The 17,998-nt window shown below is 73.7% G+C and carries 14 protein-coding genes and 1 pseudogene; 13 read left to right on the forward strand and 2 right to left on the reverse strand.

Annotation, left to right across the window (positions count from 1 at the left end; translation table 11 throughout):
* Positions 1-35 precede the first annotated feature (35 nt).
* Complete coding sequence (locus OO48_RS11410; RefSeq protein WP_033214831.1) at positions 36-569, forward strand: hypothetical protein; 534 nt, start codon at positions 36-38, stop codon at positions 567-569.
* Between the two features lie 4 nt (positions 570-573).
* Here the strand turns inward: OO48_RS11410 and OO48_RS11415 are convergent, their stop codons facing one another.
* Together OO48_RS11415 and OO48_RS11420 are read right to left on the reverse strand one after the other, a co-directional pair.
* Positions 574-1,806 carry an IS701 family transposase gene (locus OO48_RS11415; protein ID WP_081952051.1) on the reverse strand — a complete coding sequence of 411 codons (1,233 nt, stop codon included), beginning with the start codon at positions 1,804-1,806 and terminating at the stop codon, positions 574-576.
* A gap of 166 nt (positions 1,807-1,972) precedes the next feature.
* A complete protein-coding gene (locus tag OO48_RS11420) occupies positions 1,973-3,607 on the reverse strand; it encodes a hypothetical protein (RefSeq protein ID WP_157845428.1) in 1,635 nt (544 codons plus the stop codon).
* Between the two features lie 118 nt (positions 3,608-3,725).
* Between OO48_RS11420 and OO48_RS11425 the strand changes: the two genes are divergently transcribed.
* From OO48_RS11425 to OO48_RS11480, 12 genes and pseudogenes are all read left to right on the forward strand, one after another.
* Complete coding sequence (locus OO48_RS11425; protein ID WP_033214837.1) at positions 3,726-4,073, forward strand: hypothetical protein; 348 nt, start codon at positions 3,726-3,728, stop codon at positions 4,071-4,073.
* 62 nt (positions 4,074-4,135) lie between these two features.
* Entirely contained in the window at positions 4,136-4,672 is a 537-nt protein-coding gene (locus OO48_RS11430; protein ID WP_033214841.1) for an LOG family protein, read from the forward strand.
* 11 nt (positions 4,673-4,683) lie between these two features.
* Positions 4,684-5,373, forward strand: coding sequence for an SDR family oxidoreductase (locus tag OO48_RS11435; protein WP_033214843.1), 690 nt, complete (start codon positions 4,684-4,686; stop codon positions 5,371-5,373).
* 118 nt (positions 5,374-5,491) lie between these two features.
* A complete protein-coding gene (locus tag OO48_RS11440; protein ID WP_245194598.1) occupies positions 5,492-6,463 on the forward strand; it encodes a methionine synthase in 972 nt (323 codons plus the stop codon).
* A complete protein-coding gene (ligA, locus tag OO48_RS11445) occupies positions 6,460-8,829 on the forward strand; it encodes an NAD-dependent DNA ligase LigA (protein WP_245194593.1) in 2,370 nt (789 codons plus the stop codon). The genes OO48_RS11440 and ligA overlap by 4 nt, the downstream gene beginning before the upstream one ends.
* Before the next feature lie 363 nt (positions 8,830-9,192).
* Positions 9,193-10,719 (forward strand): annotated as a pseudogene (locus OO48_RS11450) (putative bifunctional diguanylate cyclase/phosphodiesterase); the annotation flags it as partial.
* Between the two features lie 145 nt (positions 10,720-10,864).
* The gene (gatC, locus tag OO48_RS11455; protein WP_033214845.1) at positions 10,865-11,161 is read left to right on the forward strand and encodes an Asp-tRNA(Asn)/Glu-tRNA(Gln) amidotransferase subunit GatC; all 297 of its coding nucleotides are present in this window, start codon (positions 10,865-10,867) and stop codon (positions 11,159-11,161) included.
* Between the two features lie 5 nt (positions 11,162-11,166).
* On the forward strand, positions 11,167-12,660 hold the full coding sequence (gatA, locus tag OO48_RS11460; RefSeq protein WP_033214847.1) for an Asp-tRNA(Asn)/Glu-tRNA(Gln) amidotransferase subunit GatA: 1,494 nt from the start codon (positions 11,167-11,169) through the stop codon (positions 12,658-12,660).
* Entirely contained in the window at positions 12,657-12,896 is a 240-nt protein-coding gene (locus OO48_RS11465; RefSeq protein ID WP_033214849.1) for a hypothetical protein, read from the forward strand. Before gatA ends, OO48_RS11465 begins: the two co-directional genes overlap by 4 nt.
* 26 nt (positions 12,897-12,922) lie before the next feature.
* Positions 12,923-14,422 (forward strand): Asp-tRNA(Asn)/Glu-tRNA(Gln) amidotransferase subunit GatB, encoded by a 1,500-nt coding sequence (gatB, locus tag OO48_RS11470; RefSeq protein ID WP_033214851.1) that lies wholly within the window; start codon positions 12,923-12,925, stop codon positions 14,420-14,422.
* Between the two features lie 200 nt (positions 14,423-14,622).
* The gene (locus OO48_RS11475) at positions 14,623-14,826 is read left to right on the forward strand and encodes a hypothetical protein (protein WP_033214853.1); all 204 of its coding nucleotides are present in this window, start codon (positions 14,623-14,625) and stop codon (positions 14,824-14,826) included.
* Between the two features lie 74 nt (positions 14,827-14,900).
* Positions 14,901-17,915, forward strand: a complete 3,015-nt coding sequence (locus OO48_RS11480) for a helix-turn-helix transcriptional regulator (protein ID WP_245194594.1) — start codon at positions 14,901-14,903, stop codon at positions 17,913-17,915.
* The last annotated feature ends 83 nt before the right edge of the window (positions 17,916-17,998 follow it).

Raw genomic sequence — 17,998 nt, forward strand, 5'->3', positions numbered from 1 at the left:
GCTGCGGGTTCGGTAGTGCTGCACACTTCGTTGTTGTGGAGATCGTGGAGGGTGAGCTGCGGCGCCTTCGGGCCGGGCTGGAAGTTGGCGATCGTCGGGAGCGGACGTTTCTCGTGCGGGTCCGGTTCACCGCCGATGACGCGGCACGAGTCATCGGCGGTGCGCGTGATGTTCTGGCGCCCGTGATCGAACGGGTAGGCACCTGGCCTGCGTTCGAGCATTGGCCCGAGTTGTTGCCGGCGTGGTTCGTGCAGCGGTGCGAGCCGGAGAGTGTTCCCGACCCGTCCTCCGACGTCGAGGCGTGGGAGCGGCGGTGGCGCGCGCTGACTTCCGAGCAGAAGGCGGCGGAGTGTCACGGGCCATGGATGCTCTCGGACTGGCTCTACTACTTCGATCCGACCGAGGAGGGGCGGGGCGACGATCGCAGTTGGTGGTGGTGGGATGCGGGAGTGAGCGAACCGGGCAGTGGATGGGTCGAGGTCGCCACCACGGGCTGGCCGTTCGAGACCGGATCCCTGTCATGGCTCATCGAGGCGAGCGGCGGCACGGATCTGAGCTACGGGACGTGAACCCTCATCCCTGGTAAACGGCCTGTCCCCGGTAATGGCTGGCCCCGGCGCGGGCTTGATGGCGTCGCCGCCAGTGCGACCAGCCGAGTCGGGCAGCCACGGATGTGGGAGGAGCGATCAGCAGGTTGAACAGTCGCTGGATCTCGTTACAGGTCAACGGGATCAATCCGTCGCTCTCGGGCACGGCATGTTCCCGTGCGCGCACTACCGCGAGGAACGCGTGAGCGAGCATGGCGAGGGTGACCCATCGGGACCATGACGGGTAGCGGCGGACCTGGTGCTCGTCGAGTCCGGCCAGGCCCTTGCCGGACTGGAAGAACTCCTCCACCCGCCACCTTGATCCGGCAACTCTGACCAGCTCGGTCAGCGGCACCGGGCGGGTTGAGTGGCAGCGATAGTAGGCGAGTTCGCCGGTGCTGCGGTTGCGGCGGATCAGTAGCCGGTGGCTGCCGGGGCCGGGGTGGGTGAGGTCGATGACGGCCCAGTCGTAGAAGCGGTGCCCCTTCGCGCCGGCCCCGGCGGATAGCTTCTGCCAGGCCCGCTTCGGCAGCTTCTTGGCCAGGACGTCCGCGCGGAACTTTCCGGCATGAGTGAGGACTTCGTGGGTGCGGGCGACGGCGAGCACGTAGCCGCAGCCGCGTTCCTCCAGTGCGGCCCACAGCTTCGGGTTGCCACCGTAGACCTCGTCGCCGGCGACCCAGGGGGCCCGGTGGCCCGCGTCCAGGAACCGGCCGATCATGCGGGCGGCCAGCTCCGGCTTGGTGGCGAAGGTGGTCTGACCGTCGAGTCCGGCGGCCCGGCAGCGGTCGGGCTCGGACGTCCACGAGCGTGGGATGTACAACTCCCGGTCCACCGCCGCGTGCCCGCGCTGACCGGCGTAGACGAGGTAGACGGCGACCTGCGAGTTCTCGATCCTGCCCGCGGTGCCGGTGTATTGCCGCTGGACGCCGACTGTGTGGGTGCCCTTCTTCACATCGCCGGTCTCGTCGACCACCAGCACCGCCTGGTCGTCGCGCAGATGCTCCACCACGTAGTCGCGGACCTCGTCGCGCACCAGATCGGCGTCCCACTTGGCCCGGCCCAGCAGGTGCTGCATCCCGTCCGGGGTCGCCTCGCCGGCCCACTCGGCGATCGTCCAGCAGTTCTTGCGTGGCAGGTCCGACAGCAGCCCGAGCACCAACTGCCGGACCCGACGCCGTGGCTCAACCCGCCCGAACTGTCCCGCGATCCGGCCCATCAGGACCTCGAACGCCTTCTGCCAACGGGCAGGGTCTACGCTGTGACCTGCGGCCACCGCATGATCTTCTGTCTTCACACACCGATGATCAGCGGTGGCCGCAGCCGTGCCCCCACCGGCCCCCACCAGCAAGATCACGATCTACGGCTGGAGTACTAGGCCCGGTCTAGTGCCCTACTTCGAAGTCGAGTTCGTCCAGGTGTGACAGCGGCGGCACGGTGACCGCCTCGCCGCGCAGCGCCCGGCGCAGGACCTCGCGCAGGCGTTCGTCGTCCAGGACCGCCCGGTAGTCGCTGAGCCAGGACAGCCGACGGTCCAGGGACAGCGCGTGCTCCACGGCGGCCCGGACCCCGGGGGAGAGCCGGCCGCGCCGGGAGAGTTCGGCGACGGCCCGGGTGCCGAGCCGGTACGGGGCGGGGTCCTCGTAGGAGCGGCGGACCGGCGGCGTCCGGATCAGCCCGCGGGCTGCCTCCTCCGGGTCGGCGGGCGGTTCGGGGACGTCGGCCGTGCCGTCCCAGGCCGCCAGCAGCCGGATGCCCGGGTGGTGGTCCGGCCAGGCGTGCGACTCGCCCTCCCGGGCCCACTCCGCGACCTGCGGGCGCAGCACCGCCGCGTGCCCCTGCAGCGGGAGCAGCGCGTCGTACGGTTCCGGGCGCCGCGGGCCGCCGGTGTCGTAGCTCCGGCCGTTCTCCCGCTCCGGCTCCCGCAGCCGTTCCACCAGGTCGGGCAGGACGCGCGGGTCGCCGAGCCGGGCCAGCGCCCAGCGCGCCTGGTCGCCGGCGCTGCCGTCGAGGAACCCGTCGTCGTTGTCGGTGTCGTCCAGCCGGGCGTGCAGCGCGTCGGCGTACGGGGCGGCCGCGGGGCCCAGCACGGCGAGGAAGGCCGCGGCCCAGTAGCGGACCTCGGGGGCGGGCGAGGAGAGCAGCGCGCCGGCGGTGGCGAGCCAGAGCGGGCCGGTGGACGGCAGGTCCAGCAGCGGGCGCCAGCCGGCCTCCAGGGCGGCCGCGCACAGCTCGTGGCGGCCCGCGTCCGCCGCCGCCCGGGCCAGCCGGGCGCAGAGGTGGGGGGTGAGGCGCGGCGGCAGCCCGCGGCCGGTCCAGGCGACCTCCCGGTCCAGCGCCGCCGGGTGGTCGTCGCCGGGTTCGCTCCAGAGCCGTTCGACGGCGGCGGGCGCCGCCGAGTCGAGGACGGCCGCCACCCATCGGTCGGCCCAGCGCTCCGGTTCGGCGGCGTCCAGCACGGCCAGCCCCCACAGGGCGGCCAGCCGGTGGGCGGCGGCGTCCGGCCCGGTGGCGCCGTGCAGGGTGTCGGTGAGCAGGGCGCGGGCCGCGTCGTCGGTGGGGTCGGCCACCTCGCCCAGGCGCCGCAACTGCCTGAACCGGAGCCAGGGTTCGGTCTCCTCCGGGATTCGCGCCAGCAGTGGTGCGGCCCGCTCCACCAGGTATCCGGCCGTCCGGCGGACCTTCGGGTCCGGGTCGGCGAGCAGCGGCTCCAGGGCGGTGCGGTGCTCGCGCCAGGCGGCGGCCCAGCCGGGGGCGCGGCGCTCGGCGGCTTCCTGCCGGCCGACGCCGACCAGGTGCGCCAGGACGTGCAGCAGTTCCTCCCGGTTCGGTCGGTCCGGGTCGCGGACCAGGGCGACCAGGAACGGCAGCGCGGCGGGCGCGGCCGGGTCCATGCCCTCGTCCCAGCGGTGCAGCCACAGTCTGGACGGCTCGCCCCGGGCGGCCTGCCGCAGCTGCTCCAGCACCGGTTCGCGGGCCGCCGACTCCAGCCGCTGCCACGCCTCGTCCACCGTCGTCACGCGCGGCATGGTGGCAGGCCGGGGGAGCGGTGGGCCAGGGGTTTTCCGGAGGGCTGCCGGGAGGGCGGGGTGCCACTTAGAATCGGCGCTCCGGGGCGGCGACGGACAGGGGGCCTCGATGAAGGACAGGTACGTTCGCAAGCTGGACGACGGGTCGTACGTCATCAGCGACAGCCCGGGGCCGATGCCGGGCGGGGGGTACGGCAGGAACGAGGGCGGGTCCGATGCCGTCGTCCAGTCGGTGTGGTCGGTCGCCATCGCCTCGACCGTCCTGATGTGGCTGCTGCGGGTGGGGGTCGTGCCGGGCATGCCCGTGGTGGTGTGCTGGGGCCTGTCGGTGCTGCCGGCGGCGGCGATCGCCGTCCGGCTGGCGCTGAAGTTCACCAACCGGTGGGGCAGGTTCCTGGCCTGGGCGAGCGCCGCCGTGCTGGTGGCCGCGTTCGCGTACTGGGGGCTGCTGCTCTGAGCCGGGGCGTGCCCAAACGGTTTGACCCGGGTGCGTGGGGCGGTGGTAGGACTGGGGGCACTATGAACATCACGGTCTTCTGCTCCGCCAACTTCCTCGACGCCAAGTACACCGCCCCCGCGGCCGAGTTCGCCCGGCTGATCGGCGAGGCCGGTCACACCCTGGTGTGGGGCGGCTCGCACGCCGGGCTGATGGGGCAGCTCGCCGACGCGGTCAAGGACGCCGGCGGGCGGCTGGTCGGGATCTCGGTGGAGTTCCTGCGCCACAAGGCCTACGAGGGCGCGGACGAGCTGGTGACCATGCCGGACCTGCCGACCCGGAAGGCCGAGCTGCTGGCGCACGGGGACGCGCTGGTGGTGCTGGCCGGCGGGATCGGGACGCTGGACGAGATCACCGAGGTGCTGGAGCTGAAGAAGCACGGCCTGCACGACAAGCCGGTGATCGTCCTGGACAGCGAGGGCTTCTACACCGGCCTGCGCCTCCAGCTGGAGCGGATGGACGCCGAGGGCTTCCTGCCCCGTCCGCTCGCCGAGCTGGTGACCTTCGCGCGGACCCCGGCCGAGGCCTTCGCCCACCTGTCCGCCGACCAGAACCAGTAAGGAAGATCGAATTGGGTGTTCACCTGATCACCGGAGCCGGGTCCGGCATCGGCGCCGTCGTCGCCGACCGGCTCGCCGCCCGGGGCGAGCAGCTGTGGCTGCTCGCCCGGGACGCCCGCCGGGCCGCCCAGCTGCGCGAGCGGTTCCCCACCGCGAAGACCCTGGTCGGAGACCTGGACGACCCGGCCAAGCTGTCCTGGGCCTTCGGGCACCAGACGCTGCCGGTCGAACTCGACTCGCTGCTGCACGTCGCCGGGGTGGTCGAGCTCGGCACGGTCGCCGAGACCCCGGTCAAGGCGTGGCAGCACCAGCTCAACGTCAACGCCGTCGCGCCCGCCGAGCTCACCCGGCTGCTGCTGCCCTCGCTGCGGCTGGCCCGCGGCCACGTGGTGTTCGTCAACTCCGGCGCCGGACTGCGCGCCGACCCGACCTGGGGCTCGTACGCGGCCAGCAAGTTCGCGGTGCGCGCGCTCGCCGACGCGCTGCGGCAGGAGGAGCACGCCAACGGCGTCCGGGTGACCAGCGTCTACCCGGGGCGGACGGCCACCCCGATGCAGCAGAAGGTGCACCGGCAGGAGGGCGCGGAGTACGACCCCGAGCGCTGGATCGCGCCGGAGTCGGTGGCCACCGCCGTCCTCACCGCGCTCGACCTGCCCAGGGACGCCGAGATCACCGAGATCACCGTCCGTCCCGGCAAGTAGGACGGCCACGGGGGCACGGGTCGTTACCCGCGGCCCTCCCCGGGCTCGTAGTCTCTTCCCCGTGACTGACGTGGACGTTTTCGCGGAACTGTCCGGTGCGGCGACCGGGGTGGGCTCGATGCCCGGTGGGGACGTGCGGGAGATGGCCCGGGGGGTGGTGGCCGAGCTGGAGCAGCTGCCGCACCTGCCGGAACTGCCCGCGCGCGGGCCGGGCGCCGACATGATCGGGCGCGGCGCCGGGCTGCTGACCGAGCTGTTCGTGCAGACCGAGCCCAGCGGCTGGCGGTTCACCGACCGTCCCGGGCGCGACACCAGGCGGGCGGTGTCCTGGCTCGGCGAGGACCTGGACGCCCTGGAGGAGTACACCCAGGGCTACGCCGGCCTGCTCAAGGTGCAGGCCGTCGGGCCGTGGACGCTGGCCGGTTCGATCGAGCTCAAGCACGGCGAGAAGGCGCTCGGCGACCCGGGCGCCTGCCGCGACATCGCGGGCTCGCTCGCCGAGGGCCTGCGCCGCCACCTCGCCGACGTCCGCCGCCGCGTCCCCGGCGCCACCGTCGTCCTGCAGCTCGACGAGCCGCTGCTGCCCGCCGTGCTGGCCGGGTCGGTGAAGACCGCCAGCGGCTTCCAGCGGCTGCGCGCGATCGACCGCCAACTCGCCGAGCAGGCCCTGCGCGAGCTGATCGGCGGCCTGGACGCGCCCGTCCTGGTGCACAGTTGCGCGCCGGAGGTGCCGATCCCCTTGCTGCGCCGGGCCGGAGCGGCCGGGATCAGCCTGGACTTCGGCCTGCTGACCGAGCGCGACGACGACGACCTCGGCGAGGCGGTCGAGGGCGGGACGCTGCTGCTGGCCGGCGTCGTGCCGTCCGCCGACGCGACACCCGCCGAATCAAAAGCGGTGTCGGACCCGGCCGGTAGTGTCCAGGGTGTCAGGACGCTGTGGCGCAGGCTCGGGCTGGCCCCCGAGCTGCTGGGCCGCCGCGTGGTGGTGACGCCGACCTGCGGGCTGGCGGGGGCGTCCCCGGCGCACGCGCGGCGCGCGCTGGCCGCGGCGGCGCGGGCCGCCCGCAGCCTGGTGGACAACCCGGAGTGACGAGCGAGGAGGACGGCGCGGTGGCGGCTGTGGAGGGCTGGGAGGAGATCCCGGCGGAGGTGCGGACGCGGCACGCCGAGCTGGCGACCGAGATCGAGGAGCACCGCGCCCGGTACTACGAGCAGGACGCGCCGGTCGTCACCGATGCCGAGTTCGACGCCCTGATGCGGGAGTTGGAGGCGCTGGAGGCCGCGCACCCGGCCCTCGTGACGCCCGACTCGCCCACCCAGAAGGTCGGCGGCGCGCGGACCGCGCTGTTCGCCCCGGTCGAGCACCGCGAGCGGCTGCTCAGCCTGGACAACGCGATGGACGACGAGGAGCTGGCCGCCTGGGCCGAGCGGGTCGCCACCGAGCTGTCCGGCATCGACTACCACTACCTGTGCGAGCTGAAGGTGGACGGCCTGGCCGTCAACCTGACGTACGAGAACGGCGTGCTGGTGCAGGCCGCCACCCGCGGCGACGGCCGGGTCGGCGAGGACATCACCCCCAACGTCCGCACCATCGCCGAGGTCCCGCACCGGCTGCGCGGGGAGGACGTCCCGGCGCTGGTCGAGGTCCGCGGCGAGGTGTACTTCCCCACCGAGGAGTTCGACGCGCTGAACGCCTCCTTCGCCGCCGAGAACGAGCGCCGCCGGCAGGAGAACGAGGAGCGCGCCAAGGAGGGCAAGCGGCCCCGGGCGATGATCCGGCTGTTCATGAACCCGCGCAACGCCGCCGCCGGCTCGCTGCGGCAGAAGGACGCGCTGATCACCGCCTCCCGCCCGCTGCGGATGGTCGTGCACGGCATCGGCGCCCGCTCCGGCTTCGACATCGACTGCCAGTCGCACGCGTACCGGCTGCTGCACGACTGGGGCCTGCCCACCGCCAAGCACAACAAGGTGGTCGGCAGCCTGGAGGAGGTGCGGGCGTTCATCAAGCACTTCGGCGAGCAGCGGCACTCGGTCGAGCACGAGATCGACGGCGTGGTGGTCAAGGTCGACGAGATCCCGCTGCAGGGCCGGCTCGGCGCCACCTCCAAGTCGCCGCGCTGGGCGATCGCCTGGAAGTACCCGCCGGAGGAGGTCACCGGCAAGCTCGCCGACATCAAGATCGGCATCGGCCGCACCGGCCGGGCCACCCCGTACGCGGTGCTGGCCGAGCCGGTGAAGGTGGCCGGCTCGATGGTGCAGTACGCCACGCTGCACAACCAGCAGGTGGTCAAGGCCAAGGACGTGCTGCTCGGCGACACCGTCGTGCTGCGCAAGGCGGGTGACGTGATCCCGGAGATCCTCGGCCCGGTCTACGACCTGCGGGACGGCGGCGAGCGGGAGTTCGTGATGCCCGCCGAGTGCCCGGAGTGCGGCAGCGGGCTGCGCCCGATGTCCGAGGGCGACATCGACCTGCGCTGCCCCAACGCCCGGTACTGCCCGGCGCAGATCCGCGAGCGGATCGCCTTCCTCGGCGGCCGCAGCAGCCTGGACGTCGAGGGCCTCGGCTACGTCGCCGCCACCGCGCTCACCCAGCCGCTGCCCCCGGTCGAGCCCCCGGTGCGCAACGAGGGCGACATCTTCGGCCTGACCGAGGAGCAGCTGCTGCCGATCAAGGTGCTGGTGCGCGACCCGAAGACGGGCATGCCCAAGCCGGACGACAGGACCGGCAAGCAGAAGGAGGTGTTCTTCTTCGCCAACAACGCCGGCGCGCCGAAGAAGAACACCGGCGTCCTGCTGGACAACCTGGCCAGGGCCAAGGACCGCCCGCTGTGGCGCTTCCTGAACGGCCTGTCGATCCGGCACGTCGGCCCGGTCGCCGCCCAGGCGCTGGCCCGCGAGTTCCGCGACCTGGACCGGGTGTTCGCCGCCGACGAGACCGAACTGGCCGCCGTCGAGGGCGTCGGCCCGACCATCGCCCGGGCCGTCAAGGAGTGGTACGCCGAGGACTGGCACCGGGAGATCCTGGAGAAGTGGCGCGCCGCCGGCGTGGTCTTCACCGAGGAGGGCGCCGAGGAGCAGGGCGAGCGCCCGCTGGAGGGCCTGACCGTGGTGGTCACCGGCACCCTCGCCGGGCACACCAGGGACGGCGCCAAGGAGGCGCTGACCTCGCGCGGCGCCAAGGTCACCGGCTCGGTGTCGAAGAAGACGCACTTCGTGGTGGTCGGCGACAACCCCGGTTCCAAGCACGACAAGGCGCTGCAACTGGGCGTTCCGGTGCTGGACGACGAGGGTTTCGCCGTCCTGCTGGAACAGGGCGCCGACGCCGCCCGGGCGCACCTCGGGCTGGAGCCGCTCGAAACCCCCGCACCGGCCCCGGCGGCCGTCGAGGGCGGTACGAACGAGACGGCCGCGGTGGGGGAGAATGCCGGAGAAGGGGCGGAGGAGAAGGTTTCCTGACGGGTCGTTATCGTCCTGATGCCGCGTCAGTCGGGTGTTCGAGAGGGAAATCGGGCATTGTGTCACTGAACAACGCGCGGATATGACGTCGCGCCCGGAGCTGGCCCGAAAGTGCGCCCAGGCGGGGCACCCCGGCTTACCCTGGGCGCTACGAACTGTCAGCAGGAGTGTGTGGCGCCGGTCTCCACCGGTGTCCCGGGGACACGCCCTCGTCTGACGTCCACCGGCACCTCTGCGGAGAGGGGTGCCTCACCGTGAGGCGGCCCCGCCGGGGGGCGGGCCCGACGGAGGACTGGGCTTATGGATCGTACGACCGGCGGCGCGCCCACGCGCCCGCCGCGGGGGGTGGCAGGGGCGGTCCTGCTGCTCGGCGTGCTGCTGGCCGGCGCCGCGCCGCTCATCCCGCTGGCCGTCCTGGTGTACCGCTACGAACCCGAACTGCTCCCGCTGTTCTCGGTTCCCCTCGCCGTGCTGGTGGCCGCCTGGCGGATCGCCCGGGACCGGGCGCGCGACCAGCTCACCGACCCGCTCACCGACCTGCCCAACCGGCAGGCCCTCCTGATCGCCACCCAGGAGGCGCTGGCCGAGCACCAGGCCGAACCCGACTACGGCGTCGGCCTGATCCTGCTCGACCTGGACCGCTTCCGCTCCCTCAACGACGCGCTGGGCCACACCGCCGGAGACCGGCTGCTGGTGCACATCGCCCGTCGGCTGCACCGCGCCCTGCGCACCGGCACCGGCCACCCCAGGGACGGCGAGGACGGCACCGTGCTGCCCCCGGCGGTGCGGCGCGGCGAGCGCCCGGTGGTGGCCCGGATGGGCGGCGACGAGTTCGCCGTGCTGCTGCCGGGGGTGGGCGGCACCGAGGTGCTGGAGCGGACGGCGAAGGCGCTGATCACCGAACTCGCCGCGCCGATCCGGCTGGACGGCCTGCTGCTCGTCCTGGAGGCCAGCGCCGGCGTCTGCGCCTACCCCGCCAACGCCCAGGATGCAGAATCGCTTCTGCGCCGGGCCGACGTCGCGATGGGCCACGCCCAGCACAGCCGCAGCGGCGTCGAGTGCTACGACGAGGCGCGCGACCTCGACACCCCGTACCGGATCGGCCTGCTCGGCGACCTGCGGCGGGCCATCGAGATGAACGAGGTGCAACTGCACTACCAGCCCAAGGTCGCCTTCGACGGCAGCGTCGTCGGTCTGGAGGCGCTGGTCCGCTGGGAGCGGCCCGGGCAGGGGCGGGTGGCGCCCGACGAGTTCATCGCGCTCGCCGAGTCCTCCGGACTGATGCCCCGGCTCACCGACTACGTGCTGGAACGCGCCGTCGGGCAGATCGCCCGCTGGCGCAACCAGGGCCTGATGGTCCCGGTCGCCGTCAACGTCTCGCCCCGCGACGTCCTCAACCCGGGCTTCGCCGCCCGGGTCGCCGGACACCTCACCCGGCACCAGGTGCCCGCCGCCGCGCTCCAGTTGGAGATCACCGAGCGGCTGCTGCTCGACGACAGCCGGCGCGCCGCCGACACCCTCGCCGAACTGCGCCGCTACGGCGTCCGGATGTCCCTGGACGACTTCGGCACCGGGCACTCCTCGCTGGTGCGGCTGCGCAGCCTCCCGGTCGGCGAACTCAAGATCGACCGTTCCTTCGTCTCCCGGATGGTCGCCGACGACCACGACGCGGCCGTGGTCCGCTGCTCCGTCGAACTCGCCCACTCGCTGGGCCTGACCGTGGTGGCCGAGGGCGTCGAGGACGACGAGACCTGGGAACGGCTCCAGGACATGGGCGTCGACGCCGTCCAGGGCTGGCTGGTCTCCGCGGCGCTGCCCGCCGACCAGGCCACCGCCTGGCTGCTGGTGCGGCGCAACGACGCGCCGCCGGTGGAGTCGCTGCCGCGCTGAGCGCACCCGCGGGAGGGGGAGCACCCGGGAACGCGTTCCCGGGTGCTCCCCCTCCGCCCATAGGATGGCCCCTTAGGACCGAAAGGACCGGCGTGCCCAGCGGGCAAGGTCCGGCCCACCAGAACTCACCCTTGAGGATCGCTGCATGCCTGGCATCACGCGCGAGGAGGTCGCCCACCTCGCCCGGCTGTCGCGTCTGGAGTTGCAGGCGGAGGAGTTGGACCACTTCGCCGAGCAGCTCGACGTGATCATCGGCGCGGTCGCCCGCGTTTCCGAAGTCGCGGAGCAGGACGTCCCGCCGACCTCCCACCCGCTCCCGCTCACCAACGTGATGCGCGCGGACGAGGTGCGACCGTCGCTGACCCCGGAACAGGCGCTGTCCGGCGCCCCGGCGAGCGAGGACCAGCGTTTCCGCGTGCCGCAGATCCTCGGGGAGGACTGACCGAGATGACCGAGCTGATCAAGTACACGGCGGCCGAGACGGCCGGCGCCATCGCCAGGGGCGAGGTCTCGGCGGTCGAGGTCGCCCAGGCCCACCTGGACCGGATCGACGCCGTCGACAAGAAGGTCAACGCCTTCCTGCACGTGGACCGCGAGGGCGCGCTGGCCGCGGCCCGCGCCGTCGACGCCAAGCGCGCCTCCGGCGCCGAGCTGGGCCCGCTGGCGGGCGTGCCGCTCGCGCTGAAGGACGTCTTCACCACCGAGGGCATGCCGACCACCTGCGGGTCGAAGATCCTGGAGGGCTGGGTCCCGCCGTACGACGCGACCCTGACGCGGCGCCTGAAGGACGCCGACGTCGTCATCCTCGGCAAGACCAACATGGACGAGTTCGCGATGGGCTCCTCCACCGAGAACTCCGCCTACGGCCCCACCGGCAACCCGTGGGACCTCACCCGCATCCCCGGCGGCTCCGGCGGCGGCTCGGCGGCCGCGCTGGCCGCCTTCGAGGCGCCGCTGGCGATCGGCACCGACACCGGCGGCTCGATCCGCCAGCCCGGCGCCGTCACCGGCACCGTCGGCGTCAAGCCCACCTACGGCTCGGTGTCCCGCTACGGCCTGGTCGCCTTCTCCTCCTCGCTCGACCAGGGCGGCCCGTGCGCCCGCACCGTGCTCGACACGGCGCTGCTGCACGAGGCCATCGCCGGGCACGACCCGCTGGACTCCACCTCCATCGACGCGCCCGTCCCCGACGTGGTCGCCGCCGCGAGGACGCGCGACGTGCGCGGCATGCGGATCGGCGTGGTCAAGGAGTTCGCCGGCGAGGGCTACCAGGCCGGCGTCATGCAGCGCTTCGAGGAGTCCGTCGAGCTGCTGCGCGAACTGGGCGCCGAGGTCGTCGAGGTCTCCTGCCCGTCCTTCACCCTGGCGATGCCCGCCTACTACCTGATCGCCCCGTCCGAGGCGTCCTCGAACCTCGCCCGGTTCGACGCCATGCGCTACGGCCTGCGGGTCGGCGACGACGGCACCCGCTCCGCCGAGCAGGTCACCGCGCTCACCCGCGAGGCCGGCTTCGGCGCCGAGGTCAAGCGCCGCATCATCCTCGGCACCTACGCGCTGTCCTCCGGCTACTACGACGCCTACTACGGCTCCGCGCAGAAGGTCCGCACCCTGATCTCGCGGGACTTCGACGCGGCCTTCGCGGGCGTGGACGTGCTGGTCTCCCCGACCACCCCGACCACGGCATTCCCGATCGGCGAGCGGGCAGACGACCCGATGGCGATGTACCTCGCCGACCTGTGCACCATTCCCTCGAACCTGGCGGGCAACGCGGCCATGTCGCTGCCCTGCGGGCTCGCCCCGGAGGACAATCTCCCGGTCGGCCTGCAGATCATCGCCCCCGCGATGGCGGACGACCGCCTCTACCGCGTGGGCGGCGCCGTCGAGGCCGCGCTCAACGACAAGTGGGGCCACGCCCTGCTGGAGGAGGCACCGGCACTATGAGCAAGATCGAGAAGGCCAAGGGCTGGAAGCACTCGAAGCCCGGTCTGTGGCTGTCCATCGGCACCAGCGCCTTCGGCGCGATCTCCATCGTCAAGGAGGCCCGCACCGCGCGCGCCGACAACGACACCCTCAAGCTGGTCAACGCCCTGGTCGGCGCCGCCGCCCTGGTCACCGGCACCGCGCTCCTCGTCCGCGAGCTCAAGCGTCTCGGCGACGACGACGTCCTGCTCGGCTGAACCTCCATGACTGAAGAAGGGACGCTGTGAGCGTCATGAGCCTGGTCTCCTACGAGGAGGCTCTCGCCTCGTACGACCCGGTGATGGGCCTTGAGGTCCACGTCGAGCTGGGTACCAAGACCAAGATGTTCTGCGGCTGCTCCACCGAACTCGGGGCGGAGCCGAACTCGCAGACCTGTCCGACCTGCCTCGGGCTGCCCGGCTCGCTGCCGGTGGTCAACGCGGTCGGGGTGGAGTCGGCGGTGCGGATCGGCCTCGCGCTGAACTGCGAGATCGCCGAGTGGTGCCGGTTCGCCCGGAAGAACTACTTCTACCCGGACATGCCGAAGAACTTCCAGACCAGCCAGTACGACGAGCCGATCGCCTTCAACGGCTACCTCGACGTGCAGCTGGAGGACGGCGAGGTCTTCCGGGTGGAGATCGAGCGCGCCCACATGGAGGAGGACACCGGCAAGTCCACCCACGTCGGCGGCGCCACCGGCCGCATCCACGGCGCGGAGTACTCGCTGCTGGACTACAACCGGGCCGGCATCCCGCTGATCGAGATCGTCACCAAGCCGATCACCGGCGCGGGGCACCGGGCGCCGGAGGTCGCGAAGGCGTACGTGGCCGAGCTGCGCGAGCTGATCCGGGCGCTGGGCGTCTCCGAGGCCCGGATGGACAAGGGGCAGATGCGCTGCGACGTGAACCTGTCGCTGCGCCCCAACGGCACCGAGAAGTTCGGCACCCGCAGCGAGACCAAGAACGTCAACTCGCTGCGCAGCGTGGAGCGGGCGGCCCGGTTCGAGATCCAGCGGCACGCCACCGTGCTGACCGACGGCGGCACGATCGTCCAGGAGACCCGGCACTTCCACGAGGAGGACGGGTCCACCACGGCGGGCCGGATCAAGGACAACGCCGAGGACTACCGGTACTTCCCGGAGCCCGACCTGGTGCCGGTCGCCCCGGCCCGGGAGTGGGTCGAGGAGCTGCGGGTCTCCCTGCCGGAGCTGCCGCGGGTCCGCCGGGCCCGGCTGCAGGCCGAGTGGGGCCTGACCGACAAGGACATGCAGTCGGTGCTCAACGCCGGTGCGGTGGAGCCGATCACGGAGACCATCGCGGCCGGCGCCCCCGCCGACCAGGCCCGCAAGTGGTGGATGGGCGAGCTGGCGCGTCGTGCCAACGAGACCGGCACCGAGCTGTCCGAGCAGCCGATCACCCCGGCCCAGGTGGCCCGGGTGTGCGCGCTGGTCGCCGAGGGCAAGCTCAACGACAAGCTGGCCCGCCAGGTCATCGAGGGCGTCCTCGCGGGCGAGGGCGAGCCGGACGACGTGGTCGCGAAGCGCGACCTGGCCGTCGTCTCGGACGACTCGGCGCTCGGCGCGGCCGTCGACCAGGCCATCGCCGACAACCCGGACGTCGCCGCGAAGATCCGCGACGGCAAGGTGCAGGCGGTGGGCGCGCTGGTCGGCGCGGTCATGAAGACCACCCGCGGGCAGGCCGACGCGGCCCGGGTCAAGGACCTCATCCTGGAGAAGCTCGCCTGAGGCTTCCGAGGTTCCTAAGGCGGTGCGGCGGGGCCTAAGGAGGCCCCTTAGGCCCCGCCGAGCACGGTGCCCGCCCCCGGGAGGGGGCGGGCACCGGCGTTTCCGCGGTCGGCGGCCCGCGGAGATCGGGCAGGCTCCCGATGTGGCGCACCCCCCTGGGGGCGGAGGCTGGACACCAGCAGACGACGAGGGGAAACACCGTGTACGAGTACGAGTTGTTCAAGGTACGGGAACGCGAACTGCACCACCGGGCCGCCGCCGGGCGCCTGGCCCGCGAGGCGGCCGGTGCGCGCGCCGGACTGGTCGAGCGGGTGGTGCGGGCGGTCCGCCGGGAGGCCGCGCCGCGCACCAAGTCGGTCGCGGAGCCGGGCCGTTCGGCCGCCGCGGCGGGCTGCGCGGGATGACCGGCGGACCCGGTCCGTCCGCGGACCGGGATAACCGTTCGGCGCTGTTCGAGGGCTGTGGCATGCTCACGGACATGGAGCAGACAGTCAGCCCGGTGTTCGTCGGACGCGGCCGGGAGACCGACCTGCTCGGCGCGGCCCTGGGCCGGGCGGGGGCGGGGGAGCCGCAGGCCGTGCTGGTCGGCGGCGAGGCGGGGGTCGGCAAGACCCGGCTGGTCGAGGAGTTCCTGGCGCGGGCCGAGGCGGACGGGGCGGTGACCGCGCTCGGCGCCTGCCTGGAGGTCGGCGCCGAGGGCCTGCCGTACGGGCCGCTCTCGGCGGCGCTGCGCCGCCTGCACCGGCGGCTCGGGCCGGAGCTGGACGCGGCCGCCGCCGGGCTGGAGGGCCACCTCGCCCGGCTGCTGCCGGACTTCGGGGAGGTCGACGGGGAGGGCAACGACGAGTACGGCCGGGCCCGGCTGTTCGAGCACACCGCCCGGCTGTTCGAGCGGCTGTCCGAGGGCCGGACGCTGGTCCTCGCCGTCGAGGACCTGCACTGGTCCGACCGCTCCACCCGGGAACTGCTCGCCTACCTGGTCCGCACCCTGCACCGCTCCCGGGTGCTGATCGTCGCCACCTACCGCACCGACGACCTGCACCGCCGCCACCCGCTGCGCCCGTTCCTGGCCGAGCTGGAGCGGCTGCGCACCGTCCAGCGGCACGAACTGGAGCGCCTGGACCGGCCCGAGGTGGCGGCCCAACTGGCCGGCATCCTCGGCTCCGAGACCCCCGGACGGGACGTGGTGGACCGCATCCACCGCCGCTCCGAGGGCAACCCGTTCTTCGTCGAGGAACTCGCCGCCGCCTACCGCGACGGCTGCCTGGCCTGCGTCACCGAATCGCTGCGCGACATCCTGCTGGTCCGGGTCGAGGCGCTGCCCGAGGAGACCCAGCGGATCGTCCGGATCGCCGCCGAGGGCGGCTCCCGGATCGAGCACGCCCTGCTCGCGGCCGTCGTCGCGGAGAGCGGCGCCGGCGGCGAGGACGCGCTGATCTCCGCGCTGCGCACCGCCGTCGGCGCCAACATCCTGCGCCCCGACACCGACGGCGAGGGCTACCGGTTCCGGCACGCCCTCGTCCGCGAGGCCGTCTCCGACGACCTGCTGCCCGGCGAACGGCAGGGCATCAACCGGCGGTTCGCCACCGTCCTGGAGGCCGACCCGGAGCTCGTCCGGGCCGAACAGCGCACCGCCCGGCTCGCCGACTACTGGTACCACGCCCACCAGCCCGCCCGGGCGCTGCCCGCCGCCCTCGACGCGGCCCGGGGCGCCCGCCGGCGCAACGCCTTCGCCGAACAGCTCAAGATGCTCGAACGCGCCATCGAACTATGGGACACCGTCTCCGAGCAGGCCCTCGCCACCACCCTGCGCCCCTACGACTGGGCCGACACCTACCCGCCCTGCGCCTGCGACGACGGCGAGCACGACGGCTGCGACCGGCTGCAACTCGTCGACGTGCTGGCCGAAGCGGTGGTCGCCGCCCGCCGGGCCGGCGACCGCGACCGCGGCCAGGCCCTGGCCCGCCGCGCGCTCTCCCTGGTCGACGAGGCCCGCAACCCGATGCGCGCCGCCTGGTTCCGGCTGCAGCGCGCCAAGATGCTCGACCAGCTCAAGCGCGGCGGCGGCCTGGAGGAGATCCAGTACGCCTACCGCCTGGTGCAGGACCTCGGCCCGTCCGTCGTCCAGGCCGAGGCGCTCTCCCTGGAAGCCTCGCACGGCCTGCTCCGCAACCCCGGCCCCGCCGCCGTCGCCACCGCCGAACGCGCCGTCGCCGTCGCCCGCCAGGTCGGCGCCCCCTCCGTCGAGGTGCACGCCCGGGTCACCCTGGCCGGGCTGCTCGGCGACTTCGACGACAGCGACCGGGCCCTCGCCCTGCTCACCGAAGCCGTCGAACAGGCCCGCCCGCTCGGCAACGACGACGTCCACACCCGGGGCCTCAACAACCTCGCCAGCCTGCTGCTGGCCCACGGCCGCGCCGAGGAGGCCGTCACCGCCGCCCGCACCGGCCTCGACGCCGCCCGCCGCAGCGGACTGCTGCTCAACACCGGCCCCATCCTCACCGGCAACCTCGCCGAGGCGCTGCTCGCCGCCGGCCGCACCGAGGAGGCCGCCGCCGTCCTCGCCGACTGGGACGACAAGCCCGAAGCCGACACCCACGGCGAGTTCATGGACCGCCTGCGCGGCGAACTCGCCCTGCTGCGCGGCGACACCGCCGAGGCCGAGACCCACTGGGCCGCCGCCCACGCCAGCGGCGGCGGCGGCGCCCAACCCCAGCACGTGCTGCCCACCGCGACCCTCGGCATCCGGCTCGCCGTCCGCCTCGGCCGCCCCGACCAGGCCCGCGCCCGGCTCGCCGAAGCACTCGACGGCACCGTCCTGACCGGCCAGGACGGCCACCTGTTCCCGCTGCTCACCCACGCCGCCGAAGCCGAGGCCGACCAGCACCCGCGCACCCCCGAGGGCGAGGCCGCGCTCGCCCGGATCACCGCCCTCGCCGCCCGGCTCACCCCCCGCTGCGGCCTCCACCGCGGCTGGGCCGCGCTGCTGGCCGGCGAGCTCGCCCGCGCCGCCGGCCGCCCCACCGCCGCCCACCGGCAGGCCGCCGTCACCGAACTGCGCGCCGTCGGCCTCCCCTGGCCGCTCTCGCTCGCCCTGCTGCGCGCCGCGGAGGACGCCGCCGCGGCCGGCGACCGCGAGAGCGCCGCCGCGCAGCTTCGCGAGGCCGCCGAACTCGCCCGCCGCCGCGGCGACTCGGGCACCCGGCGGGACGCCGAGCTGCTCGCCGAACGGCTCGGCCTCGGCCACCGGGACAACCCCGCGAGCGGGCCCGGCGACGGCCTCGGCCTCACCCCGCGCGAACGGGACGTGCTGCGCCAGCTCGCCCTCGGCCGCAGCAACCGGCAGATCGCCGAGCAGCTGTTCATCTCCCCGAAGACCGCCAGCGTGCACGTCTCCAACATCCTCGCCAAGCTCGCCGTCACCGGCCGCGGCGAAGCCGCCGCGCTGGCCCACCGGCTGCGCCTGTTCCCCGAGGGGGAGACGGTCGGGTAGGGCTTCCGGCCGGGCGGGCAGCGGCTGCCGCCGACGGCGCGGCGCCCGCCACCGGACGGGTCGTCAGGATCGGCGCCCCGCTG

The organism is Kitasatospora phosalacinea (assembly GCF_000716545.1).
Lineage (GTDB): Bacteria > Actinomycetota > Actinomycetes > Streptomycetales > Streptomycetaceae > Kitasatospora > Kitasatospora phosalacinea.

Bases quoted from the DNA above. Each gene is read 5' to 3' on its own strand.
- OO48_RS11415 (WP_081952051.1), bottom strand. From the start codon at position 1,806: ATGGGCCGGATCGCGGGACAGTTCGGGCGGGTTGAGCCACGGCGTCGG.
- OO48_RS11425 (WP_033214837.1), top strand. From the start codon at position 3,726: ATGAAGGACAGGTACGTTCGCAAGCTGGACGACGGGTCGTACGTCATC.
- OO48_RS11430 (WP_033214841.1), top strand. From the start codon at position 4,136: ATGAACATCACGGTCTTCTGCTCCGCCAACTTCCTCGACGCCAAGTAC.
- OO48_RS11440 (WP_245194598.1), top strand. From the start codon at position 5,492: ATGCCCGGTGGGGACGTGCGGGAGATGGCCCGGGGGGTGGTGGCCGAG.
- gatC (WP_033214845.1), top strand. From the start codon at position 10,865: ATGCCTGGCATCACGCGCGAGGAGGTCGCCCACCTCGCCCGGCTGTCG.
- gatA (WP_033214847.1), top strand. From the start codon at position 11,167: ATGACCGAGCTGATCAAGTACACGGCGGCCGAGACGGCCGGCGCCATC.
- OO48_RS11465 (WP_033214849.1), top strand. From the start codon at position 12,657: ATGAGCAAGATCGAGAAGGCCAAGGGCTGGAAGCACTCGAAGCCCGGT.
- OO48_RS11480 (WP_245194594.1), top strand. From the start codon at position 14,901: ATGGAGCAGACAGTCAGCCCGGTGTTCGTCGGACGCGGCCGGGAGACC.